At 55.2% G+C, this 24647-nt stretch carries 20 protein-coding genes and 1 pseudogene; 10 read left to right on the top strand and 11 right to left on the bottom strand.

Annotated elements, in window-relative coordinates:
* Positions 1-35: 35 nt before the first annotated feature.
* Entirely contained in the window at positions 36-1190 is a 1155-nt protein-coding gene (locus tag QA609_RS21680; protein ID WP_278304706.1) for an XdhC/CoxI family protein, read from the top strand.
* 117 nt (positions 1191-1307) lie between these two features.
* Here the strand turns inward: QA609_RS21680 and QA609_RS21675 are convergent.
* Together QA609_RS21675 and QA609_RS21670 are read right to left on the bottom strand one after the other, a co-directional pair.
* Positions 1308-2307: pseudogene (locus QA609_RS21675) on the bottom strand (IS630 family transposase).
* A 2205-nt stretch (positions 2308-4512) separates the two neighbouring features.
* Positions 4513-5331 carry an IclR family transcriptional regulator gene (locus tag QA609_RS21670; protein ID WP_278304705.1) on the bottom strand — a complete coding sequence of 273 codons (819 nt, stop codon included), beginning with the start codon at positions 5329-5331 and terminating at the stop codon, positions 4513-4515.
* A 485-nt stretch (positions 5332-5816) separates the two neighbouring features.
* On the opposite strand from QA609_RS21670, the gene QA609_RS21665 reads away from it, so the two are divergent.
* Positions 5817-6134, top strand: a complete 318-nt coding sequence (locus QA609_RS21665; RefSeq protein ID WP_278304729.1) for a M20/M25/M40 family metallo-hydrolase — start codon at positions 5817-5819, stop codon at positions 6132-6134.
* A gap of 28 nt (positions 6135-6162) precedes the next feature.
* Here QA609_RS21665 and QA609_RS21660 read toward each other — a convergent pair whose 3' ends face one another.
* Complete coding sequence (locus tag QA609_RS21660) at positions 6163-7083, bottom strand: hypothetical protein (protein ID WP_278304704.1); 921 nt, start codon at positions 7081-7083, stop codon at positions 6163-6165.
* 221 nt (positions 7084-7304) lie between these two features.
* Between QA609_RS21660 and QA609_RS21655 the strand changes: the two genes are divergently transcribed.
* Positions 7305-8231, top strand: a complete 927-nt coding sequence (locus QA609_RS21655) for an acetamidase/formamidase family protein (RefSeq protein WP_278304703.1) — start codon at positions 7305-7307, stop codon at positions 8229-8231.
* A gap of 147 nt (positions 8232-8378) precedes the next feature.
* Here the strand turns inward: QA609_RS21655 and QA609_RS21650 are convergent, their stop codons facing one another.
* The 4 genes from QA609_RS21650 to QA609_RS21635 form a co-directional block, all read right to left on the bottom strand.
* Complete coding sequence (locus QA609_RS21650) at positions 8379-9356, bottom strand: ABC transporter permease (protein WP_278304728.1); 978 nt, start codon at positions 9354-9356, stop codon at positions 8379-8381.
* A 108-nt stretch (positions 9357-9464) separates the two neighbouring features.
* The gene (locus tag QA609_RS21645; RefSeq protein ID WP_278304702.1) at positions 9465-10760 is read right to left on the bottom strand and encodes an oligopeptide/dipeptide ABC transporter ATP-binding protein; all 1296 of its coding nucleotides are present in this window, start codon (positions 10758-10760) and stop codon (positions 9465-9467) included.
* Positions 10761-10762: 2 nt separating this feature from the next.
* A complete protein-coding gene (locus QA609_RS21640; RefSeq protein ID WP_278304701.1) occupies positions 10763-11827 on the bottom strand; it encodes an ABC transporter ATP-binding protein in 1065 nt (354 codons plus the stop codon).
* A 4-nt stretch (positions 11828-11831) separates the two neighbouring features.
* Positions 11832-12683 carry an ABC transporter permease gene (locus QA609_RS21635; RefSeq protein WP_278304700.1) on the bottom strand — a complete coding sequence of 284 codons (852 nt, stop codon included), beginning with the start codon at positions 12681-12683 and terminating at the stop codon, positions 11832-11834.
* A 486-nt stretch (positions 12684-13169) separates the two neighbouring features.
* On the opposite strand from QA609_RS21635, the gene QA609_RS21630 reads away from it, so the two are divergent.
* Complete coding sequence (locus QA609_RS21630; protein WP_278304699.1) at positions 13170-14960, top strand: ABC transporter substrate-binding protein; 1791 nt, start codon at positions 13170-13172, stop codon at positions 14958-14960.
* 105 nt (positions 14961-15065) lie between these two features.
* Positions 15066-15740, top strand: a complete 675-nt coding sequence (locus QA609_RS21625) for a hypothetical protein (RefSeq protein ID WP_278304698.1) — start codon at positions 15066-15068, stop codon at positions 15738-15740.
* A gap of 29 nt (positions 15741-15769) precedes the next feature.
* Here QA609_RS21625 and QA609_RS21620 read toward each other — a convergent pair whose 3' ends face one another.
* Positions 15770-16228, bottom strand: a complete 459-nt coding sequence (locus tag QA609_RS21620; RefSeq protein WP_278304697.1) for a plastocyanin/azurin family copper-binding protein — start codon at positions 16226-16228, stop codon at positions 15770-15772.
* Positions 16229-16362: 134 nt separating this feature from the next.
* Between QA609_RS21620 and QA609_RS21615 the strand changes: the two genes are divergently transcribed.
* Complete coding sequence (locus tag QA609_RS21615) at positions 16363-17604, top strand: M20 family metallo-hydrolase (RefSeq protein WP_278304727.1); 1242 nt, start codon at positions 16363-16365, stop codon at positions 17602-17604.
* A 23-nt stretch (positions 17605-17627) separates the two neighbouring features.
* Here QA609_RS21615 and QA609_RS21610 read toward each other — a convergent pair whose 3' ends face one another.
* On the bottom strand, positions 17628-19145 hold the full coding sequence (locus QA609_RS21610; protein WP_278304696.1) for an amidase: 1518 nt from the start codon (positions 19143-19145) through the stop codon (positions 17628-17630).
* Between the two features lie 595 nt (positions 19146-19740).
* Here QA609_RS21610 and QA609_RS21605 point away from each other — a divergent pair.
* Positions 19741-20541, top strand: coding sequence for an IclR family transcriptional regulator (locus QA609_RS21605; protein ID WP_278304695.1), 801 nt, complete (start codon positions 19741-19743; stop codon positions 20539-20541).
* A 181-nt stretch (positions 20542-20722) separates the two neighbouring features.
* Here the strand turns inward: QA609_RS21605 and QA609_RS21600 are convergent, their stop codons facing one another.
* On the bottom strand, positions 20723-21007 hold the full coding sequence (locus tag QA609_RS21600; protein WP_278304694.1) for a transcriptional regulator: 285 nt from the start codon (positions 21005-21007) through the stop codon (positions 20723-20725).
* Positions 21008-21576: 569 nt separating this feature from the next.
* Between QA609_RS21600 and QA609_RS21595 the strand changes: the two genes are divergently transcribed.
* The 3 genes from QA609_RS21595 to QA609_RS21585 all read left to right on the top strand — a co-directional run bounded on the left by QA609_RS21595 (position 21577) and on the right by QA609_RS21585 (position 23591).
* On the top strand, positions 21577-21738 hold the full coding sequence (locus QA609_RS21595; protein WP_278304693.1) for a DUF5786 family protein: 162 nt from the start codon (positions 21577-21579) through the stop codon (positions 21736-21738).
* Positions 21739-21956: 218 nt separating this feature from the next.
* Complete coding sequence (locus tag QA609_RS21590) at positions 21957-22088, top strand: hypothetical protein (protein WP_278304692.1); 132 nt, start codon at positions 21957-21959, stop codon at positions 22086-22088.
* A 546-nt stretch (positions 22089-22634) separates the two neighbouring features.
* Positions 22635-23591, top strand: coding sequence for a transcription initiation factor IIB (locus QA609_RS21585; protein WP_278304691.1), 957 nt, complete (start codon positions 22635-22637; stop codon positions 23589-23591).
* A 207-nt stretch (positions 23592-23798) separates the two neighbouring features.
* On the opposite strand, the gene QA609_RS21580 is transcribed toward QA609_RS21585, so the two are convergent.
* On the bottom strand, positions 23799-24596 hold the full coding sequence (locus QA609_RS21580; protein WP_278304690.1) for a hypothetical protein: 798 nt from the start codon (positions 24594-24596) through the stop codon (positions 23799-23801).
* Positions 24597-24647: the final 51 nt, after the last annotated feature.

The raw sequence follows: 24647 nt of genomic DNA, 5'->3' as shown, positions 1-24647 counted from the left end.
CATATATGTGTCGATCGAATAGCCAATCTATGCATATGGCGGCAGATTCATCGAGTACCACTACATCCGAGGTCTACCGGCAAATTGAGCAAGCTCTTGCAGCCAACTCTCAATTTGCGGTCGCAACGATCGTCGATGTCGAGGGAACGGCTTATCGACGACCTGGTGCCAAAATGGTGATTGAATCTGATGGAACATCCCATGGCGGAATCACTGCCGGTTGTCTCCATGATCCACTACAGGAGGATGCAGATGAGGTTCTCGAGTCTGGGTCCGCAACTGTCGTCACATATGATCTTACGGACGACGATACCTGGGGGCTCGGTCTTGGCTGTAACGGTGTTATCGACGTTCTTATCGAGCCTGTCGACGACTCGTGGCAACAGCTGGTTGACGCTCGCGCGAACCGCGAGGCGTGTAGTCTCATAACCGCAATCGAGAGCGATGATCCCTCGGTTCCCGTCGGAGCTAGAGCGGTTATCGGCGAGCGAGGATCAAGAGCTAATGACCGTCGCATTCATGAGCGAACGACGCTTCCTGACCCGATTATCGCAGATATTGAAGCGGATGCACGGACGTGTGCAACCAAAGGGAACACTGACCGCATCTCTGTGTCAACTGAGACGGGAGAGATAGTGCTCGTTGTTGACGGTATTGAGCCACCACAAAAACTGGTCGTGTTCGGAAGTCAGCCGGACGTCCGCCCCGTTGTCCGCTTTGCAACGCAGGTCGGGCTTGAAGTTACGGTCGTGACCGCTCGTGGCGGACGTGCTGATGACGAGATGTTCCCTACTGCAGATCGTGTCTTGGCAGCCCATCCGAGCAACCTGTCCGATGCCGGAATCGATCGACGGACATCCGTTCTCATTATGTCTCACAACTTTGTTGATGATAGACTCGCACTCGAGACCGCGCTCGAGACAGAGGCCCCGTACATTGGATTAATGGGACCTCGAAAGCGATTTGAGCAGCTTCAGTCAGATCTGGATAATGAGGGTGTCGAACTCTCGAAACGGGATCGAGAACGGATTGCGACTCCGGTCGGGCTAAATCTGGGTAGTGATGCACCAGTCGAAATCGCCCTGAGTATCGTATCGGAAATTATTGCAGTTAGTAACGGTCGTAACGGTGGTCGGCTTGTGGATCGGGAAGGACCTATTCACGACCGGCAGTCACTCACGTCCCAGTAGGCTGGGAAAGCAATCAACACGTAGCCAACTCTCTGTCCGGTTGCACTCGAGGGCTTGAGAGTGTGCATCAACATAGCAAATATTTATTCGAGCCAGGTGATATGACTATAGTTGCCATTAGAAGTAATTGCTCACTGTATAAATAGGGAGTCGATCGAGAGCTGTATCAATCGCCGTTGTAAGATCGTCAACTGACTCAAAGAATCGGTTGCCGAGAGCGGCTTGGCGTTGTCTCCGGCACTCTTCGGCAGGATTTAGCTCTGGCGAGTACGCTGGTAACGTAACGAAGGCAAGGTCATCGCGGGCCGCCAGGCTCGTGACGGTCGACGCCTGAAAATACGGCGCTCCATCAAGCATGATGAACAGATCATCTTCAAACTCTTCTCATAATTCAAGAATGAGATGCTCCGCGTGTTCGGCGGTGACGTACTCTCCGAACCGAGGAAAAAGGGATCACTGAGGACGGTGATCGCGCCCAAAAGACGTGTCCAGTCACGTTGCCCGGATAATTCGACAGACGGCCGCGTGCCGCGCGGAAACCACGTGGCACGCGGCTCGACTTACACGGATTTCTTGGTTTGATCGATACAGACTACTGTGGCGTCCATCTCCCGCCGCTTTTTTTGAACTCCTCGCGGAACGTTTCTTGCTCGTCACCATCGGACTCGGCGGCTGTACGACGTGGCTTTTGATAGCTCAATCCGGCTTCTTTGAGCAATCGCCGGCAGCTCGGGAGTGAGTACTCGACATCGTACGTTTCGTCGAGATACTGCTGGACGAGCGCCGGCGTCCACGCCGACGCGTCTATTCCAACTTCTTCGGGAGATTCGTGGACAGCCTCTTCGAACTCCTGCTGCTCTTTTTCTGAGAGCTTTCGTTTTCTCCCAGATCGATGAGCATCAGTAACGGCCTGCTCAAGCGGCTCGTCAGTGTCGAGTCGCTTGAGCCAACTGTGGATCGTTCGTCTGCCAGTGTTGTGCCACCCGGCAAGTTCGGTCTGTGTGACGCCGTTTTTGTACGCAATTGCCGCCAACAGCCGTTGCGTCGGCTTCTTTCCCTCGACGTTGTCGAGTGCGTCGTGGAGTTCTTCGACGGAGATCTCGTCGAGATGGTCCATTACAAACAGCAACAATCTATGGGCGGAAAGTTCTAACGACTACTACAGTGTGGTCGCGACTGGCCCGATACCGAGGCCGGACAGCAAGCTCAGTGTGATTGCAACGGGAGTACGGACACGGGTAAAGAGTGAGTGATTGCTTGAGCAGCTGCGCCGCCAGCGAGTTGTACGCGCCATCGGCGTTATTCAGCGAGGCTCGGCGGTATTGTGACGAGTAGCCAATTATCTCCTATTATGGCTAAGACGTTGAGGTGGGAACGAATGGAGTTCGTGCCTCTCGCTTGCTCGATCAGATGGGAATCTCAGCACGATCGCCAGCGAGCCGGGCCTCTACTGTGTTCACCACCGTGAACATGATGATCTCGAGTACATCGTGAGACTGCCCGGACCTGATCGGTAGCCACTATCTGGCTATACGGCAGGCGCCAACAGTGCAGTTTGGAAACTGACATGGCCTTGATTGGTTTATGAGTCACCGCTCCGAGTAGTGTACTCGTATTTACAGAGAAACGGATTACAATCGATTTGCTCTTTAAGTGCTTCTGGCCACAAAGTAGAGCTATGACGGGAAGTCGTTCTCGCGTAGTTCTCAATTCGGGAGCGTAGCCTACTGCTATTGTAGAGTTGTGGTTTCTATCAAAACCATAGCCACTGCTGGGTGATGCAGACGACAGCACTCGAGGGAAGCGTGATCGTTGCAGCGCTGAGTTGGTTGAGCGGTGAGTTTGACGACATTGATTCGGGGGTAAGCTGAGTCAAGTGACGCTTGAATTTGAGTTCGTATACTGTAGGCCCTCCACAGATTTGCCCCAATTGAAAACTTCTATATTTGTCTGACCGCCCAGACGGCAGTGTATGTTGCCTGTGTAGTGCATAACTGCAGAGCTTTTTCAAAACGGTGAAATAAGGCAGCAAGACAGTCGCTAGTCGAACAGCAGAACAAGTCTATTGTAAGTACGGACTTAGATGGTATTTCCACAACTGGCGAGAGCGGCAGTTCTGCCCCAGCTGCTGTCCCCTTCTCGAGTTTCTTCGAACGCGGCTGTCATGGATGGCTACGGACCGTAATCTCGAGCCTCGAGGATAGTACGAACGGCTTTACAAAAGAGTCCGTAGAGTGCTCCATGTCTGATATGAATCCAACCGCTGATATCGAGAACTGGGAGGGTGCCCTTGGTCCACAGTCTGAAAATGAGCCGTTGTTCTACGAGCTCAATACTGGGGACAACTCAGTTCGTCTCGTTGGTCCCTCTTGGACAGATCTACGACTACGAGCGAGATGAGTTTGAGCAGCTTGTTGCTGAAGGCGAATGGGTACTGGCTGAGGACGATCCCAAAAATGAGGTCTTCCGAACGTCTGCTGGTGGCCAGCCGTACTAACTGAGTGTTGGCGGTGCGTTTCTCGGGTCTCTGGACTACTCCTCGAGAACAGATGTTGTAGTGGGGTTGTTTCGGAGCGCAGATGCAGGGACGTATCGGTGGCCCCGGACGAACGCGACAGTTCGGTCCGACTCGGCAACGGTTTTGTCGTTCTGGACCAACTGCTCGAGCGTAAATCCACTTTCGAGGTCGGAAGAGGACTTTCTGCTCGCTTCCGTAGCGATCTGCGTTCTGGTCTCGGAGTGTCGCGACCCCGCTCTCGAGTCGACGTCCTGGACTGGTGAGATCTGTGTTGCTTCTTCGAGTGTACCTTCGGTCAGTTCGAGTACTCTCGAACTCGATGTCGTCCATCTCGAGGCGCCGCTGCAGGACGAATCAATCGACCTCTGAGTACTCGAACGGTGGGCTCAGATATCAGTTGCATTCGTTGCTGGACTCGGTAATAAAACGGATCTATGACTCGTACGAGTAGGCATCTGACCGTAATAGCGCCTGAGAATTACAACGCATCGTCGGTCAGCAACCGGATAACAAGTGTTCTTTTCGCCCCAGGAACCAGTTCGCGTTTCAAGAATGCGAACAAACTCTCGCCCAACTGGAAGAGAAGTCGGTAATTCGGAACTCGGCTGAGACGCCTCTGACGTCTTCACCTCTCTCAACGAGTTACGTGCCGGTCTAAAGTGTAGTGTATGACATTTATTTACGACCATACAGATGTAACTACTCGTAGGCCGACAACTCGAGCAGTAGCGTCGTGAGTGAGATGGCCGTTTGAACATGACGAACAGAGGTATTACTTCTGGACGATTTCACTCAAACGGTTGGTTATCGGTCTCCGGGACGGTGAGACGAAGTAGAGTACTTGTTCGACATATTGATGCTGACTTCGATCTCATTCGCAGTACGGGTAACAGCTTTCGGGAGTTCCTCGTAGAACCGGTCTCCCGCAAGAACGCTCGTAGGACCCGAGACGCTCAACGCGCCTAGTAACTCTCCATCAGGACGTCGAATCGGCGCACCGACGGCGCGAAATCCATCGATCTCCTCTTCGTCGTTAAATGCGTGTCCACACTCGCGGATCGTTTTTAGCTCCTCGAACAGCGCTTCTCTCTCGGTAATCGTATTAACAGTATGTCGTTGCAATCCGTGGCGATTGAGTATGACTTCGACCTGATCGCGCGGTAAAAATGCCAGTATCGCCTTTCCAGCTGCGGTGAGATGAAGGTGATCTGGCTGGTGCAGTTTCGCCGATTGGTACTCATAGCCGGCTACCGTCTCTCCTCTAGCTTGGTAAAGGTTGATTCCCTTTCCGTTTTCTTCGATAGTGAGGTGTGCGTACTGTCCGGTTTCCGTTGCGAGCTCTTCTATCTCGCCTCGCCCGGCCTGGTAGAGAATGTGTTGGCTCCGGATCGATTCCCCGAGTAACATTAGTTCGTGAGCGAGCTGATACTTCTCACCACCTTTGACGACGAATCCGTTCTCTTCGAGTGTCTTCAGGTACGCGTGGACAGTGCTCTTCGAGAGGTCAAGCCGACGAGCGAGCGTCGTTACGCCGATGCTCCCGGATCGAGCCAGAACTTCGATGATCTTTATCAATCTCGAAACCGTTTTGAGCGTCCTTGACTCGGAGTCACGCTGGCTCATACCAGAGTTCATGTGAACGAGGGACTTATACGTTCTGATATCACGAACAATACTCGATAATGTACTGCACTCATCAAGAAATATAGCCACAGACTCTGTACTTGGACTTCTATATGTGGTTTCGATACCGATTCTGGCTTATCCTACGTCCGCGTTCGTGTTCTCCGAACGAGAGAACTGCCGCGGCCGACCGGAAGTAGGATTTGGGTTATCAGCTTCGTCGTGCTGGTTATGGCGGTAAAACACATTGTACGCTTGGGATGTGATCCGTGGGACAACCTATGAACCGGGCGGGCCGAATACACGTGTCCGGAAGACGACGGCGTCAAGCGAACCCTCGACGTGGTATCCGACAACATGTTATCAACGATGAATTTGACGCTTCGCTTGGCGGGTGCGTTTCGAACCGGTGAAAGTACGAGGCGCTTCGCCCGGTTCACGATGACGCCGTCGTCGAGGCGGCCGTCGAGCGGACGGATCGAGAGATCGAGTGGGCTGCCGAACGACACGGGCTTGAGTACGAACTCAAGGGGATCGTGGGCGTCAGCGCTGACGAGACCAACGACGCGTGTATCGAAATCGTTGCCGAAGTTGCAGTGGAGGTCCGATGTGACACGGTGCGGCTGCGCAGCAGTGCTGGACACGACGCGAACTATCCGAATGATACCGCGCCGATTGGGATGATTCTCGTACCAAGCGTCAACGGGAGTCGCTACCACGAAAACGAGTACACCGAGCGGGAGGACGTCGTCGCTGGCGCCGAACTACTCGCACGGATTGTCGGGAGGCGGATGTTGGTGTGATTTGCGACGGGCTCGCTTCGAGGCCGACTTATGTTGCGCACCCAGAATCTGAATAATTTTCTAAGTGTTGTGTGACGAGCTCCGGCGGCACTTTCGAATGTGAGGCGGCTAAACGCCCGGTAACAAACTCGAGGAGGCCGAGTTTTCGCAGTAGTCGCCGGGTCTGCTCGTAGTCGAGATCGAGCGAGCGCTGTGCTTCCGTGATCGTCCGCGAACGCTCGAGAATGTCGGCGAGTTCGGCGACAGTCAGTGATTTCGGGATACCGCTCCCGTCTGCAACGAGAGGCGTCTCGTCGCTGGACGACTTTCGTGCGAGGAGTTCTGCCACCGATTGGGTCTCAAATGAAGACGTGGTATCCGATTCGACAACGCCACCATCCGTTTTTGCCTCGACGAGACCATCGTCTGTCGATGCGTTCTCAGTGTCTGACTCCTCCGTTACGGGGGTCTGCACTGCACTCTTACCGGCTGCGAGTAGCTCGCTTGTCCGATTAGTCGCCACGGGGTCGTGAATCTCGTACTCGACCATGTAGCGACGAACTGTTTCGGGGGTAACATCCACGCCCAGCGCTTCGGTCATTTCAGGAAACGTATCAAATTCCTCGTAGACTTTCTTGAGCTCTGTGGGATCTTTGTACACTGGCTGGGATCCAGTTTCGGTTCGATCAGGATCGTCGATAACGCTCGTTCGCTGCTCCGGGGGCGAGCGCTGATCGGTCGGTGGAATCGAAACTTCGACCGCGAGGTCGACGACCCCTTCGTTGAACTCCGCCTCGAGAACGTCGAATCTAACTTCGTCGGTGGTAGCTTCGAAGGCCGGAAGGCCGATCCGAACCGTCCCCGTGAGTTCCTTGGACTCTGCGATCGAAATTTCCCTGACATTGCCTCCTTTCTCTTCGACTTGCGATACCAGATCGACGAGATCTGCAAGTACATCGCTGGTCGCCATTGTCACACTGGTACGCACCTCTCCTACTATGTGATACTGGCACAAGCAACATTTGCCAAGGAGATGGCATTAGAAATATCGATAGGATATCCAATAGAATTTCAATGCCATTCGGTTTCGTGAGCGGACACGTCTCGGAACGGCACGATTGACACTTGAAATCCGATCGAGGGGTTCTCATGTGCTAACATTCAAGTAATAAGTGTGCGAACGTTCAATGGATGGCGACCCGAAAGCTATCTATCGATCAGCAAGGCGACTTCCGTTACACGATCGGCCCGTACGCCGAACCGGTTCTCGAGATCGAACCTGGCGAAACCGTCGCCGTCGAAACGGTCGACGCGTTCGGCGGAAAGATCACCGGCGATCAAGACCGACCGAGCGAGGCGCTCGAAGGCTCTCATCTCAATCCCCAATCCGGACCGATCTACGTCAACGGAGCTGAAAAAGGAGACACGTTCCGCGTGACGATCGAATCGATTGAACCTCGAGGACCGCAGCCTCGAGGGACGACGTGTCTCGTTCCGTACTTCGGGGGACTGACGGCGACGGATCGTACCGCGATGTTACACGACAGTTTGCCGGAGCAAGTAAACATGAGCGACGTCACGACTGACGGCATCGCGTGGGACGACGAAACGACGATTCCGTATGACCCGTTTATCGGAACGATCGGAACTGCGCCGGAGATCGACTCGGTGAGTTCGGTGACGCCGTTCAAACACGGAGGTAACATGGACCTCCCCGACGTGAGACCGGGAAACGAGATTCACCTGCCAGTCAATACTGATGGAGCGTTGCTGTATCTGGGTGATTGCCACGCCGCACAGGGAGATGGCGAACTGTGCGGTGTCGCGGTCGAGATTCCGACGGTAACGATGATCACCGTCGACGTGATTCCCGACGCCCCTATCGAGTGGCCGCGGATCGAGAGCGACGAGTTCATTATGGCCGTCGGGAGCATGCGTCTGATGGAGGATGCGGCACGCATCGCGTACCGCGAACTCATCGAGTGGATGGTCGACGAGTACGGCTTCGAGACGTACGACGCATACATGTTTCTCAGTCAGGTCGGCTCGGTCCGCTTGGGGAACATGGTCGATCCGAACTACACGATTGGTGCGTCAGTGCCGAAATCGTATCTCTGATCGGCCGACGGCCGAGCTTTGGTTTGTTTTCCGTCGTTGCCGAGCAACTGGTCGATCGAATCCGACGAGCAGTGAGGATGCCAGCTCGGCGGTAGGACATTCGGTAGGCCCAACCGGAACCGTCCGGCGGGCCACGCGGTCAGTGGCTCACTCTTCGACTCGGATTCGCGGATCGATCGTCCCGTAGACGAGGTCAACCACGAAGTTCGAGATGATAACGAATGCCGCCACGATGAAGAAGACAAATTGGACGACGGGGTAATCACGACCGAGCACCGATTCGACGAGCAGCCAACCGATTCCGGGCCAGTTGAAGACGGTTTCGATCAGGACGAGACCACCGAGTGCGCGCGCCATCGATACCGGATACAGCGTGATCAACGGTAGGCTCGCGTGCTTTGCCGTGTGACGGAACCGCTGGACTGACGAGAGACCGGTCAGGCGGTGGTACTGCGTGTGGCCCTTGTCCATCACTTCGATAACGCTGGTTCGCATGATCATTGACGGAATAAACAGGTACCGACAGATGACCGCTGCGAACGGGAGCACGTAGTGGTGGGCGAAGTTCCCGGACAAGTAAGGGCCCCACCACGTGTCATACTCGCCGGAGACGCCAGGTGAGAGCATTCCGGATGTCGGAAACAGCCCCATCCAGCTGGCGAACACGATGATGAACACGATCGCAATAAAAAAAGACGGGAACGAGCCGGCCGCGATGACGGGAACGATTCCGAACTTCTCCAAGTTGGTTCCGCGCTTTCGGCCGGCGACCGTTCCGATAACGGAACCGAGAACGTACGTAAGCGTGATCGCGGGAGCGACGAGGATGAACGTATTGAAGATTCGCATCTTGGTGAGTTGCCAGACGTCCTGGCGGTAAATCGCCGACTCACCCATATCGAGCTGAACGAAGTTGACGAGATACGACCAGTACTGGACGTACAGCGGGTCGTTAAGTCCCCACTGATCACGGATCTCCTCGAGCGCCTCCGGGCTTGCACCTGCAACCGCCATCTGTGCGGTGAAATCGCCCGGCATCAGCCTGAACAGTAGGAATAGACCCGTCAACACTAACCATAGCACGACGAACGTCTGCACGAAGCGAACTACGAAGTATCGCTTCATCGACGCCATTCGTGGCTCACCTCCTCTCCGGGGATTCGGCGTGCAAACGGAAGAGTTACCGAACGGATCTCGAAGGGCATGATAGGTTGTCTCGGCTGTACGGACCGTTCAGTGCTGTTTCGCGGGAGTGGACTGTGTTTCATTGGTACTTTCTTCGTAGTGGTGGCAGGCGACGTTCCATCCGGTTTCGGCTTCGACGTACGCTGGCGTAGTCTCGCAGACGCTTTCGAACCGCTGCTTGAGTCGCCGGGCCGCAACGTCGGGTTTTTCGTTAGCAAGTGCGATCAGGGACTCGGTGAGGGTCGCTTCGTTTTCGCCCGACAACTCGTGTCGGAAATACTCCTGTTTCAGTGCCCTGGCCATCGTTCGATCGTCAGGGTCAGGGTCATCGATCGTTTCAACCACTCGATCGAAGGCGATTTCATCGCGGTCGAGGAGTTCGCGAAACTCCATGACCTCCCGAAACGCTTCCTGATCGATCTCGAGGTGGTCCGGCGGGATGACCGCGGGACACCGATCGCGGAACCGGCAGCCGTCACCGAGACCGATGGGATCACGTGGCGCGCCGGACATCCGTGTTCGATCTCGGTCGTGGCCCGGGTCGGGAATCGGGACCGCCGAAACGAGTGCATCGGTATACGGATGTTTCGGATCTGCAAGGATCTGTCCCGTCGGCGCCGTCTCCACGATTCGGCCGAGGTACATCACGTTCACATGCTCCGAGATGTACGAAACGGTCGACAGGTCGTGCGAGATGTAGATCATCGAGACGCCGAAGTCTTCGATAAGTTCTTTCATCATCTTCAGCACGGCTGCCTGTGTCGAGGCGTCGAGCATCGATACCGGCTCGTCCGCAAGAATGATGTCCGGCTCGACGATCAGCGCACGCGCGATCGCAACTCGTTGTTTCTCGCCGCCGCTCAAGTTGACCGGTTTGCGACCGAGATATTTCTCGGGCGGACTCAGTTCGACGTGCTCGAGCACGTCCCGCACCCGCCTGTCGCGGTCATCGATTCCGTGTATTTTCAAGGGCTCTTCCAGCGATTCCCTGATCGTCATCTTCGGATCGAGAGCGTTGAACGGGTCCTGAAAGATCACCTGGACATTGCTCCGGTAGTCCTTCCAGTCCGCTTTATCGAACTCCGAAACAGGGGTCCCTTTGTAGATGATCTCCCCGTCTGTGATATCGTGGAGGCCAATAAGCGTCAACAGCAGCGTCGTCTTCCCACAGCCACTCTCGCCGATCACGGCAATCGACTCGTTTTCGTTCAGCGTCAACGAGACGTCGTCGACGGCCTGTATCTGGTCCGGCTCTCGCCGAAGCAGTAGGTCGAGGACGTTCGAGCTTTCCTCGAAGTACTTTCGTAGGTTCCGTATCTCCAGCAGCGGTGTTTCGTCGGTCATTATCAGTCACTTCCCTCCGTTACGGCGGTCGTTTGCTCTCCCGAGTGTCCCTCAGATCGTGCGTGATCGCGTTCCGACTGGTATAACTCGTACGCCTCGTCTTTCCGGAAACAGCCGGCTACGTGCGTCGGATCGTCGTCGTCGACCGATTCCATGTTCGGTGCTCGCTGTCCACACTCGTCGGTCGCCCACGGACACCGATCGATGAAGCTACAGAAGTCGACGTCGCCAATCAGTTCCGGCGGATAGCCGTCGATCACCTCCAGTTCCCGATCGGGTTCGCGCACGTCCGGGAACGCCTCTTTGAACATGAACGCGTAGGGGTGTCGAGGATTGTCGTGAACGGCGGCAACCGACCCGTACTCCGCGACCTGACTTGCGTGCATGATCGCAACGCTATCACACGATTCGAAGATAACGCTAATGTCGTGTGTGATCAACAGGAGGCTGGTCTCGAGCTCCGATTTGACTTCGTCGAGATATTTGAAGATCTGATCCTGCATGATGACATCGAGTGCGGTTGTCGGCTCGTCGGCGATAATGAGACTCGGCTCGAGAAACAGGGCGAGTGCGATAATCGCCCGCTGTTGCATCCCGCCGGAGAACTGGTGGGGGTAGTCGTCGATTCGACTCTCTTGGAGACCCACGATATCGAACATCTCCTTGAGCCGGTCGCGTAATTCAACGTTCGAGAGATCCGTGTGGACTTGCCCGATTTCGATCGCCTGTTCGCTGACTTGCTGGAGCGGATCCAGGCTGTTCATCGAACTCTGTGGAATCCAAGCGATTTCTTTCCACCGAACCGCTTCGTTGAGCTGCTTATCGTCGTACCCCTGGATCTCTTCGCCACGGTATCGAATCGTCCCGGACGTGACTTGTCCGTTCGAATCGAGACCGCCGATAATCGACTTCGCAATCGTGCTCTTCCCGGAGCCAGACTCGCCCGCGAGTCCGAAGAACTCCCCTTCGTCGATCGTAAACGATGCATCCGACACGGCGGTTAACATTCCACCGTCAGTTTCGTACTGAATCGTGAGGTCTTCGACCTCGAGTAGTGGTTCAGTCATCGTATCACGCACTCACTGCCTCCGCATCGACGCTCTCCGCGTCCTCGTCGATCAGGTCTTCGTACCCGCGTCCGAACATAAACGTCGACAGGACCGTAATTCCGATCAGTAGTCCAGGTGTAAGCGACCACCATGGTGCCGTCGCCATGTAGCCCGAGTCAAACGCGTTCCGAATCATCACTCCCCAGGAGGGGACGAACGGATCGGCAACGCCGAGAAACGTTAGTCCAGCTTGAAGAATAATCGCGTAGCCGACGCCCATCGCGAGGAAGAAAATCGCCATCGGTGCGACGTTCGGCAAGATGTGTTTGAAGATGATTCGTGGCGTGCTCGCTCCGCTCGCTTTTGCCACTTTCACGAACGGGTACTGTTTTACTTGCATCGTCTGTGCGCGTATCACGCGGGCAGCACCGCGCCAAAGTATCAATCCGATAACAAGTGCGGAAGAGAGGAATCCGACTCCCATGAAGGTGATCAGCACAATCGCGAACGGAATCAGCGGCACACCGTACACGAAATCGGTAAAGCGCATCAAGACGGTTTCCGTTTTCCCACCGACGTATCCGGCGGTGACGCCGACGGCCGTGCCAATCGACAGAATCATTCCACCACCGATCAATCCCGTAAGAACCGTTGGTCGGGCGCCGACGAGGATTCGGGAAAAGACGTCGTATCCGGCGTGGGTCGTTCCAAGCGGGTGGTCCACTGACGGAGCTTCGGCTCGTAGTATATCGCCATTGTCATCGTAGTGAGTTGCATTGACATCGTGAGGTGCGAGCATTGGCCCGAAAAGCCCCATCACGACTATTACCAGCAGAATCGCGAAATAAAACGATGTTGTTCGATCGTCGAGCATCTTTCGCAACGCGGTGAGAAAGTTGCGCAAGATATGGTTCTCTGCTACCATTTGATACGGGCGTAACGACTGTATCCGGTGTTTCGAGATCATACGTTTCGTTCCGACACGCATCTGAGTTTCCGCCCACCGGATATATATCTTTTCGACGCATAGGATTCGTATCGTGGCTCAAATAGCGAAGCATGTTCCGCAAATAGATCTAATCTGTCCGTTTGGCTTTGGGAAGTAAAATTTCGCCTTCGCCTACGAGAGTTTTTCCGAATGGATGTCGAATCCGCACCGAATAGCGCCGTGTCGTCCTTGAGGCCGGTTTTCCGAATGCCCTCTTCCTTTTGCCGCCGGCCCCGTGCTGTTCCGATCATATACGAGAAAGCGAAGGCATCTCCGCTAAATACCTGGACAATTGTACTATTCTATCGCAGATAGTAAGATTTCGGATTACCGTTCGACAGCTTCATTATGAAGTAGTTCACTTCTCATCCCATGCCAAAATCTGGCACGGAACGTAACGACGCGGTTAGCAGACGGACCGTCATGCAAGCGATCGGCGGTGCAGGGACAGTCGGTCTCGCCGGGTGTCTCAGTGGTGATGACATGGATGGCGAACGCGTCCCGACGCTCCAAATCGAGTACTGGGGAGACTACGGTGGGTACACCACGATCCAAGAGCAGATGGCCGTCGTCATCGAACGGAACCTCGAGGACCACCTCGGCGTCGATGTCGATCTGGTTCCGGTGGATCTCTCGACGCAGACGTCCCAGCAGTACAACGACGAAAACCGAGATTGCGACGTGAGTTTCACGTGGTGGGTCGGAACCCCGGATCGACTCGATCCGAACGAACTGTACGATAACTTGCGGCTGGACTGGGCGGGCGCAAACGGACAGTCAAACTCGAACAACTGGGCGAACTGTGAGTTTACCGAGTTACAGGTAAACCAGGTGTCCGCAGACACCGAAGAAGAACGCGATGAGATGCTTACCGATGCGATGGGAGTCGTCGCAGAAGAGTGCGTCTGTATCGATATCTGCCCCGTTGCGAACGTCGGTGCGTGGCGAACCGACAAGGTCGAAGTCGACGGAATCGGAGATGCAGGTATCGCTCGATCTAACGCCGAGTGGGCATTCAAATCGGAGCTGATCGATTCCGACGAAGACTACCTCGTAATCGGTACCGATCCACAAGCGACGGAGACGACGAACTTCCCGACGCTGTCGGCGTCGATGCCCGAGGCCCAGTGGCAGCACATGATCCACTCGCCGATCCACAAGTACGACGAGAACTACGACCCGATCGACCTCCTCGGGGAGGTTGAGGTCGTCGGCCCTCAAGAGGTGGTGGTGGAACTGTTCGACGATGCCACGTTCACAAACGGTGATCAGATCACGGCGGAGGACGTGAAATTCACGTTCGAACAGATCGAGCGCGGGGCCGACGCCGGCGCATATCCGGGCGCCGCCGACGTTCCGTACGAGGCGATTACCGCCGTCGACGAGCAGACCTGCCAGTTCGAGTTCTCCGAACCGTACCTACCGTTCGCGGAAACAACGCTCATGCGGTGGGGAATCTGGCACGAGGAAACCTTCGAGGAGGCCGGTGCAGTCGATGATCCGGGCGAAGCGTCGTTCGAGCTGCCGTTGGTCAGCTCCGGACCGCTGGAGGTAACTGAGCTCGAGCCCGGACAGCGGTTCATCTGCGAGCCCCACGGCGGTCATCCCGTGTACGAACCCGGGCAACCAATCGTGTTCGAAGCGTTCGCGGACGAAGAGACGATGATGCAAGGAATAGAGTCCGGCGAGTGCCACATCGCCCCGGAGATCTCGCCACCCAATGCCGATCGCGCCAACGAAGAAATCGACGACGCCGAATCTGCGTTCGAGGAGTCACACACCACCTTCCTGCTCCAGCCAGCGTCACACATCGCCCCCGGGAAGTTCACCGAGTTTCGACAGGCTATGGCCGCCGTGCTCAACAGACAGGAGATGATAGATATCGCGTACGGTGGGGAGGTCGATGCGGAACTATACGGGACGTTTATTTCCGAAGTCCACCCGATGCACCCGTCGGAAGGCGAAGTATACCAGATGGCAGATGACTCGTCGGGCGACCCGGAACAAGGGCGGCAGATTCTCGAGGAAGCCGGCTGGGAGTGGGATAGCAACGACAACCTCTACTATCCACCCGACGCGGATCTCGACCCTCTCTGGGAGGAAGGTGATGTTCCGTCGGCCGATGAGTTCCCCTGTATCGACGAACTCGGGCTCGACCCGTAAGCTCGAGCCACCACGTTTTTCCCTCGGTCACCGATACCGACATTCAGGTGGGTCTTGACTAATTGCCGCCGGCACTTTGATATATAATGCGTAAATAGTGGACATATGGCTTCCAAAGCCGGAATTGAGCAGCTGATCGAGCGGGACGTCTTCGAACGGGCGTGTGACCAACAACTCCGCCTTACCGACTCGTTCGGGTCAACAGTCGATACGTACCGAAAGTGCCTGGACGCGGCAGATAACGACGAGATGGAGGCGACGATCGAAACGGTAGTTGATGACGGTGAAACCGCGGTCCAACTGTGTACCCGCACCGAGTACGACCCGGATCTGCTCTCGCGATTCGTCGCGATTCGCGAGCGTGGAACCGAGTTGACGGTGACGGAAACGGTACTCGTCGCGATCATTACCGAACAGCTCGAAGATGGCGTTCCACCGGAGCACGGTGCTCCTGACGGATTCGTTCCAGTTACTGGACCCGGGCTGATGAAACTTGTCGAGACCTGTGAGCGGTGCCTGGTGTACATTTGGCGAGACGAGTGTGATCCCTGTAAAGACGTTCGGTCGGATCTCGAGGCGATAGTCGCCGAGGAGCCCCCAACCGAGACGATTCCACTCGCCGTGTACGGACCGGACTGCGGACGGCTCCTTCGAACGGAGTACGACGTGGTCGGTGCGCCGACGGTACTGTGTACCGCTGACGGGAGTATCGAGACGCGCCTCGTTGGCCCAACAGCCAGGGAAAAGCTTGCGACTGAACTTCGATTGATCGGTCAGTGACGATCGATCGATGCGGTCGAGAGGAGAACTCACTCTGTGACGACGATCTCTCCCGTCGTTCCGTCGGTTTCGTTCGGTATCGAGAAATACTGGTACGTACCGGCTGCTTCGAACGTGTAGCTGTACCGTTCCCCCTGATTGAGACCCCCAATAAAAGGATACGTGATACGGGCCGTTAGTTCGCGGCCAAACCCTCCACTCGCGAAGTACTCGCTTTGGTCCGGTACGGAATCGTCGTACGCAGTGACGGTCTGTCGTGGTGGAGCGGCGTTCTCCCACCGAACCGTTTCCCCGACTTCGATCTCGAGTCTCGTGGGCTTGAACCCGCTCTCCTCATCGATCGTAACCATATGATGCGTCTCGTTCTCCGCACGATCGATCGCTTCGTCACCGTCGCTTTCGGAGTCGCGGGCCGTTGTACACCCGGCAGTTCCGACAGTGGCCATGATACAGGTAGTTCGAACGACGACCCGTCGCGTGAGATCCATTACATGGAGTACACTACCGAAGTGGATTAGCTGTTGTGCTGTTCACAAATATTCTGAACAGATTGTCGTGCGTGTGCCGGTTTCGTAGATGTGTGACCGGTACCATTATTTTGTCCGTCCGAGAGATCCGATTCGTGCAAATCGATATCAATCGCGATCGGTTGGTTGAAGCGATGAACAAACAGGCATCCATCGGCGGAACCGCGAACGGAGGCCTCCACCGGTTAGCTCTTTCCGACGCTGACAAGGAGGTTCGAGACTGGTTCGTCGATCAGCTGAACGCCCTCGGCATGAACGTTCGGATAGATGAGATTGGAAACATCTTCGGCCGACGAGCGGGGACCGATCCGACTGCGCCGCCAGTCTTAGTCGGATCGCACCTTGATTCTCAGCCCAATGGCGGCATATACGACGGACAACTCGGCGTCATCGGGGCCCTCGAGATACTCCGGACGCTTGAGGACAAAGGGATCGAAACCAGCCGGCCGATCGAGATCGTAAACTGGACGAACGAAGAGGGGGCCCGTTTTCAGCCGGGGTTACAGGGGAGCGGCGTGTGGTCCGGTGAGTTCAATCTCGAGATAGAGTACGAACGCACCGATCGGAACGGTGCTCGGCTCGTCGATGAACTCGAGCGCATCGGCTACCGCGGTGACGTCCCAGCCGAGCCAGCCGAAGACTACGAGGCGTACTTCGAGCTACACATCGAACAGGGACCGTATCTCGAAGCAAACGATAAGCACGTTGGCGTCGTAACCGGGATCGTTGGGCTCTCATGGGGAGAAGTAACGTTCGACGGACACGCCGACCACGCCGGCGCTACACCGATGCACTTGCGCAGCGACGCTGCGGTTCCGGCCGCAGAACTCGTGACTAATATTCGAAGACTGCCGTCCAGACTGGGCGAGCGGACGGTTGGAACGGTTGGTTCGATCGACGTTCGGCCCGACTCGATCAACATTATTCCGGAAACTGCCTCGGTTACGTGGGACGTTCGGGATCCGTCCGATGAGGTGATCGCACGCGCCGTCGAGCAGATTTCGGCCGACGCCAGCGCGGCCGCGACCAGGGAAGGTATCGAGTACGACGTATCGGAAACGGTCCGGACCTCGAGTGTCAAGTTCGAGGACCGGCGCATCGATAGCGTGCAAGCCGCTGCTGACGAACTCGGCTACGACAGCACGAAATTGTTGAGCGGAGGCGCTCACGACGCGTCTCACGTCGCTGATGTCTGCGAAGCGGCTATGATATTCGCGGTCAGCGAAGACGGGAAGAGCCACACGCCGGCTGAACGGACAAGCTGGGACGACTGTCAGCGAGCGGTGAACACGCTCGCAAACGCCGTTCTCGATACTGCCGGAGTCGATCTGCGGTAGTATGGCGGTCGTTTCGAGCGGCGTTATACTTCCGCGTATAGCTGTTCGCTGAACACGTCGGCGATATCGTGACTCCAGCGAACGACGTCCTCGTCAGCACCGAACCGTCCCGCACATTGAACGCCCAGTGGGAGCCCTTCGTTCGTCCGGCTGGCCGGAACAGTTATTGTTGGAAGCCCGGCGTGTGTCCACGGCAGATTCATTATCGGATCGCCTGTCGTTTCGATTCCTACGGGGGCGGGACCGGGCGCAGCGGGTGCGATCCAGAGATCTAGGTCGTGTTGATTCATTGCCTCGGCCAATCGAGCCCGGAGCTCGATCCGACTCCGTCTGGATTTCGCGATTTCCGCGGCGGTCGTTTTCTTTCCGTCTTCGATCAAACGGCTGGTCTCGTCGCTGTACAGCTCTCCGTATTCGTCATACCACAACTCGTGATCGAGGGCGGCGTCCGAAGCGACGAGACGTTCGTGCCGGTCGTTAATTTCGTCGATGCTGTCGAACACGGTTAGCCGGACGACATCGTACCCAGCCGATTGAAGCCGGTCCAGCTGGGACTCGAAGGCGTTACGCGCATCGTCGGAGGCCTGTTCAAGATACGGTCCGTCCGGAACCCCAATCGACGGCTTTCTGATCGACGCCGACAGCGACCGCCAGCCCTCACAGAGGACAGGTGCGATCAGTGCTATTCCCGCAGTGTCCTGTGTGAAAACGCCAACGTGGTCGACGGACTTCGAGAGCGGGATCAGCCCCTCGGACGAGATCCGTCCGTAGCTGGGTTTGAACCCGACGATACCGCAAAACGCAGCCGGTCGAATTACCGATCCGATCGTCTGCGTTCCGAGTGCAACCGGACAGAGGCCGGCCGCGACGGCTGCCGCCGAACCGCTGCTCGATCCCCCGGGTGTTCGTTCGAGATCGTGGGGGTTTCGCGTCGGCCCCGGATCGAAGTGAGCGAACTCCGTCGTGACGGTCTTCCCGAAGACGAGCGCACCGGCACGGCGAAGCGACGTTACAGCGGCAGCTTCGTCGCCGGCAAGCGCTTCCGAGGGAACGTCCGTTCCGGCACGAGTTGGCAGTCCATCCACGTGAAACACATCTTTGACGCCAACCGGGATCCCGTACAGTGGCGGCCGATCCGTCGAATCGGAATACCGGTCGGAGAGCTCGGCTGCCTCCTTTCGAAGTCGTTTCCATCGTCCGTCTTCGGACACGAGTGACTGGATCTTCGGCTCGATGACGTCCGCGCGCTGCTCGAGCTCGTCAAGATACGCTTCGAGATCAATTCGTCCCACACGCAATCCATCTGCCGCCGCCGCAAGCGGTTCGTCGTACAGCATTCTATCATATCGTTCTTTGCTTGAAGCATATACTCCGCGATGGCACAACGCGCCTTTTGATATTTGGGAGCGAAGTCGATGAACACGAAATATACCCTCGAGTATAAGGATGGCTACACAATAACTTCTGCTACCCGCTCGACACAGATGGCGAACACCGATTAAAACAGACAAATTGTTATTTAAGCAGTCGTCTCTGATCAACAAGCCGATGGACTGTCTCAGAACCACAAAACCCAATCTCTCTCATTATACTCGCTATTACTTTCACGATACGTCTACACTTTCGAGGATTTTGTTCCGACCTTCATCTATCTCTGATAACAGCCCCGACAATCCTAGCTATTTTCCTTTTTCGCGCCTGTTGCGTAGTTGGTGTCCGAGTGTTGGACGCAGTGATCAAATTTATACATCCGGAATTTACATTTGTATGGGTGTATAGAAAACCAGTATCGAAATGATACTCCTTCTCAGTGTTGCGATCAACGGAGCGCCTATACAGACGAATGACGGGTCATGAATCGGGTCGGCTGGCGTGTTGCTGTTCATTACCGGGCCTCACCCCGTGTTCTCGGTCTCTGAATGCAGTTGTGAGATCCCACTCATTTCGCGCTCCGTAACATGAGCCCTGTCGGTTCTCCCCCCGAAAATCGAGGGCTGTTCCTTGAAGCGCTGTTTTCGCTCTCTCCGGTCGTTCGTGGTTAGACAGTGTCCTACCAGAACATTATATCTGTACTGAGCAACATTTGAGCAGACAGCATAACCGTACATATATGTATCAGCAAGAAGAGCAGGAGATATGGGAAAACAGACGGCAAAAACAACAGAACGATCACTTTTGATACTACAGACGATTCAAAACCTTGGCGGGGCAACGGCGAGTGAGCTAGCCGCCGAATTAGGGATGGCAAAGAGTACAATCCACGTACATCTCGGAACACTTCTCGAGAACGGATATCTCACAAGAGAGGGAGAGCAGTATCATATTGGATTGCGATTTCTGAATCATGGGGAGTACGCAAGGTCACGAAAGAAAGCGTATACGTTGGCTAAAAACGCCGTAAATGATATCTCTGATCAAATCGATGAGGAGGTCGAATTTGTCGTCCGGAACAACAACCGCGGGATTCTAGTGCACGAGTCGTTCCATCCGGATAGCCAGTTTCTCGTTAAGGAGCAACACGCACCAAATATGGCGACCTCTGCCGGCATCTACTATCACCTCCACAACGTTGCGACTGGAAAGGCGATTCTTGCTGAACTTCCAGAAGACCACGTCGAAAACGTTCTTGACGAATGGGGGCTGCCGGCGCAGACCGATCAGACGATTACGGAGCGGGAAGCGCTTTTTCGCGAACTCGAGCAGGTTCGCGAGGAAGGCATCGCATTTACCGATGAAGAGTATGTAGACGGATTACGTGAGGTTGGCAGGCGGGTAAAGGAGCCTGATGGAACCGTTCTGGGTGCGATCGCTATTATCGGACCGAAGTATCGATTCTCGAGCGAACGTTTCACTGACGAACTGCCCGCTCTTCTCAGAAACCGCGTCGACGAACTTGAAACAGCGATCGAGCAAAAGTATATGGAAAGTCGTCCGTAGTGGTCTGCCTGGCTTTTTTCTCTGAGTTGTCCGTTTACCCTCTGAGTCGAGTCGTACAGGCTCTTTTCGCGTTGAGTCAACGAATACTGCTGTCAACACGGCGAATACTGCTGTCAACACGGAATACCCGTTCTGAAAGTATGAACACGTCGGACGATCCAGTTTCGGAAGCGCCGCGTCCCTACTCGTTCTCGACTTTGTGCACCTCGACGACCGTACCGACGTTCGTCCATCCCGAGTCGTCTGGCCCCTTCCGTCCCACGAGGACTGATTCGTTGTCGCTGCTCGAGATGAATCGATACTCCGCATCGTCGTTACTGCAGGTTCCCTCCGCTTGGAACTCTTGCTGGAAAAACTCTGCACCCGAAAGTGTAAAGACCGAATTCGTTCCGTCGTCGAACGTGAGTTCAACGGGGTCGGGGCTGATGTTGTGCATCCGTTTCGCGATTGGGTTGAGCTCGGCCATATCCTCTATTGGGGACTGCGGACCTAAGGATTTCTGATTTAAACTCGAACCAGTTCGATGATTTTGTCGGGGGCGTTCGAGTCGACAACGAGGACGAGTTCGCTGCTCGGGTGAGTATCCGATCACGATTTCGGACAGAGGATCGGCTATCGAGGGTCTTGTCTGCAATCGATAAGCACGCCTGTGCGGCCACACTCGAGGGTGGCGATCTCTTCGGTGGTCCTTCCTGGAAATCGATGGCGGCGTCCACACTGGTGGTTTTGATCGGTTTTGACGACGCTTCGCTTGTTAGCTCACGCTTTTCGCTTATCGTCCGGCTATGGTGTTCTTTTATATTGCACACCGACTCGTAACCGGAGATGGATTATACGAAAGTACGGATGTAAATAGATGCTACGTGATAAAAAAGACCCCGCGAAGATTAGCCCTGTGGGTGGCCTCCGACAGATAGATTGCCAGTACCCGGATCCATGTATATTACAGCTATACTGGAGTACTATACATGGTTGTCGCATCGATGAGTAGCTACCTCGGCGGCGGATATTCTGATTCGTCAAAACAGCAAACGCATGAGAAAGGATAACTATAGTCAGAGCAAGTACGGGCGCCGCGAGCAAGCAATCTCTGTGGTGGACTTGTGGTCCGAAGATCAGCCAAACGAATACCGAGGAAGGGTAACCCTCGAAGAAAGCGTCTCAACCAACGACCTCCTCAGAAGCTTGCAGCAATGAAGTCGGAGGAGTAGTGGACTTTGAAAACGAGCGTGCGTAGTTATCTAACTCCAGATGTCACTACTGTTTGTGGAGGTTTACACGTCTTCACCGGGCGGTCTGGACAGAATTTAACGAACTCGCTAGTAGAGTTCCCTGGGTCACCGCACCTGGGGTGACTTCACCTCTCTCAGAGGCACATCAAACAGTTTATCTTTGCCGACTCATTACTTACGATCATGGAGCTCGACCGACTCCTTAGTGGTGACCAGCTCACTGGCAAGCAAGCAGCAATGGTTTTCTTTCTCTGGCTCGCAATCGTCGTTGTTGCCGGGTTCGCACTACTCCTAATAACGAATGGGACGATCTGAATCGATTTGGAACACCCATCGACAACGGAAGTCAGCGAGGATTCCCACCCGGCTATCAGCGATGGATAGACCGCTCGGTGATCCAAACGAACACGCATGTGCAGCACTGACATGCTTGGGCACGAAAATTACGATGCGATGTTGCCTTTGGAGTACTCACGCGATCTACCGGCGGAAAGCGCAGTAGCGAATGTTACCCATAGAGAAGATACCCGACGTCTATTTTTCCGAATAGATTAGGCGACATCGGCATCTAACACGAGATGGGCCTGACTCCTACAGGCCTACCACAAAAATTCGATCAACCTCCGACTTCTCTCAACACTCATAACTGGGGTTGAAGGCCTCGTGCTGGCCCGTCTGAGGCCCCTCCGGTCAGCGATGTGTCGTTAGTCTAGACCGCCTTCTGCAGATTAACGGATATAGCGTGTTTCAGGGCCCGATCTCGAGGGAACTCACTACGGTGTCCTGGTGAAACTCATACGCCTTTTCCAGCCCTTCACAGCTCCAAACTTTATGCTTCTGTAGCACTACCATCAAACAGTAATGGTCTGGTCTGTTCGACTCCGAGACGATGAGCACGAACTAGAGCAATCTGAGACCGATACGACTCCTTCCATATGCTCCGAGTGTGGATCGAATGACATAGTCCACCATTCTAATCCAGGCGAACGGATCTGTGAGAACTGTGGACTCGTTATCGAGGAGGCCATGATCGATTCAGGACCGGAATGGCGTGCCTTCAATCATCAGGAACGGCAGAATAAGTCGCGTGTTGGTGCTCCAACAACCCGGACGATACACGATAAGGGACTCACTACCAAAATCGACTGGAAGAATAGGGATGCATACGGACGCTCGATTTCCTCGAAGAAGCGTTCGCAAATGAACCGACTGCGGAAATGGCAAAGCCGTCTCCGTACGAAGGATGCCGGTGAGCGGAATCTTCAGTTCGCACTCAGTGAGATCGATCGCATGGCGAGTGCGCTCGGTGTTCCCCAGGCAGTTCGTGAGGTAACAAGTGTGATCTACCGACGAGCACTCCAGGAAGATCTTGTTCGTGGTCGGTCGATCGAAGGTGTGGCTACAGCCGCGCTGTATGCCGGCTGTCGCCAAGAAGGTATTCCTCGCTCATTGGAGGAGATCACGGAAGTGTCACGTATCGAGCGGATAGAGATCAGCCGTACCTATCGATATATTTCGAACGAACTCGGTCTCGAGTTGCTTCCGATCGATCCGAAGCAGTATGTCCCTCGTTTCGTCTCAAAGCTGGATCTTCCACAAGAGGTGGAAACGAAAGCCAACGAAATTATCGATGAAACTGCTGATCCGTTGCTCTCCGGAAGAGGTCCATCGGGGTTCGCTGCTGCCGCTATCTATGCTGCCGCCTTGCTCTGCAATGAGAAACGAACCCAGAACGAAGTCGCAGACGTCGCTCAGGTTACCGAAGTTACTATTCGTAACCGGTATCAAGAACAAATCGAGATGCTCGATATTTACTAGAAAGCTTAGTATGTCAGCTAGATTAGTAAAATGGTACAGTTGGGTTCAGAGGGTCTGAGGGGGGCTCCGAACGAACTAATAGATCGTTCAGGTTCATGTGAAAGAATAACAAGGTGGCGACGCGAATCACGCTAACAACATCCTGTACCAAAGCGACGAATCGAGATGCTGGAATCCGTGCGTAAATCAGAGAGGGACCGCTGTAGTTCAGTCGTTTTCTTTCGGAGCGATCTTTTCGCCTGCTGCCGACAGTTCGTCACCGGCGTCCGCGACCGTCGTAATTCGGTCGTTGGGTTCAACGATACCAATGCCCGAACGATAGGTGATCAAGTTCCGGTCGGTGAGCTTTGGGAGACGAACGTGAACCAGGTCGAGATGGACGTCCCGTTCGTCTGTGTCCTCGACCGCCGCGATCCGAGACGCGACCTTCTCTACGCCGAGGGGGCCTTCAGATAGCCGTAGCACACGTATGACGTGCCAGGAGCGAGTATCAAGTGCCAGCTCCGCGAACGCTTGTGCTTCGGCAGAGAACGGAGCAGCCCTCAAGTCGTCCAGCCGTCTGTGGTCGTCAGTAGCGATGGTCCTCTCGAGATGCCGTCGCTCAGTCGAAATGGAGGCAAACAGCGCGACGAGAGAACCCCCCAAGGCACCGAAAACGACGAGCAGCTCTGGGTTGAGTATAGTCTCACCACCGATCCGTTCGGCACCAATATAGCCGATTACGAGCAATCCCGAGACGACCGCACCAGCCAGACACCATCTCGCTATGTTCCGTTTATTCTCGTGTGGAAGCTGATGGTTTCCGACCCAGTAGCCGCCAGCGACGATTGCTGCGGCCGGGAGACTAACCAGTGCAAGCTCGGTCAGCCATACTGCCATCGGTTCAGGATGCGTGATCACATACGCAAGTCCTGAAACACCCAATACTGATCCGATGGCCGCTATAACCCATGACGCTGGGTCGTACTGAGTAATCCAGTTTTGCTGTGTGGTTGGTTCTCCCATTATACTTCGCGTTCGAGTTTCCTCTCAACTGTTGTAGGCTTTTTTTGAAAA

The sequence above is a fragment of the Natronococcus sp. A-GB7 genome, assembly GCF_029688865.1.
Taxonomy (GTDB): domain Archaea; phylum Halobacteriota; class Halobacteria; order Halobacteriales; family Natrialbaceae; genus Natronococcus.
The sequence above is the reverse complement of the archived record's forward strand: the minus strand, read 5'-3'. Positions and strand labels throughout refer to the sequence as shown.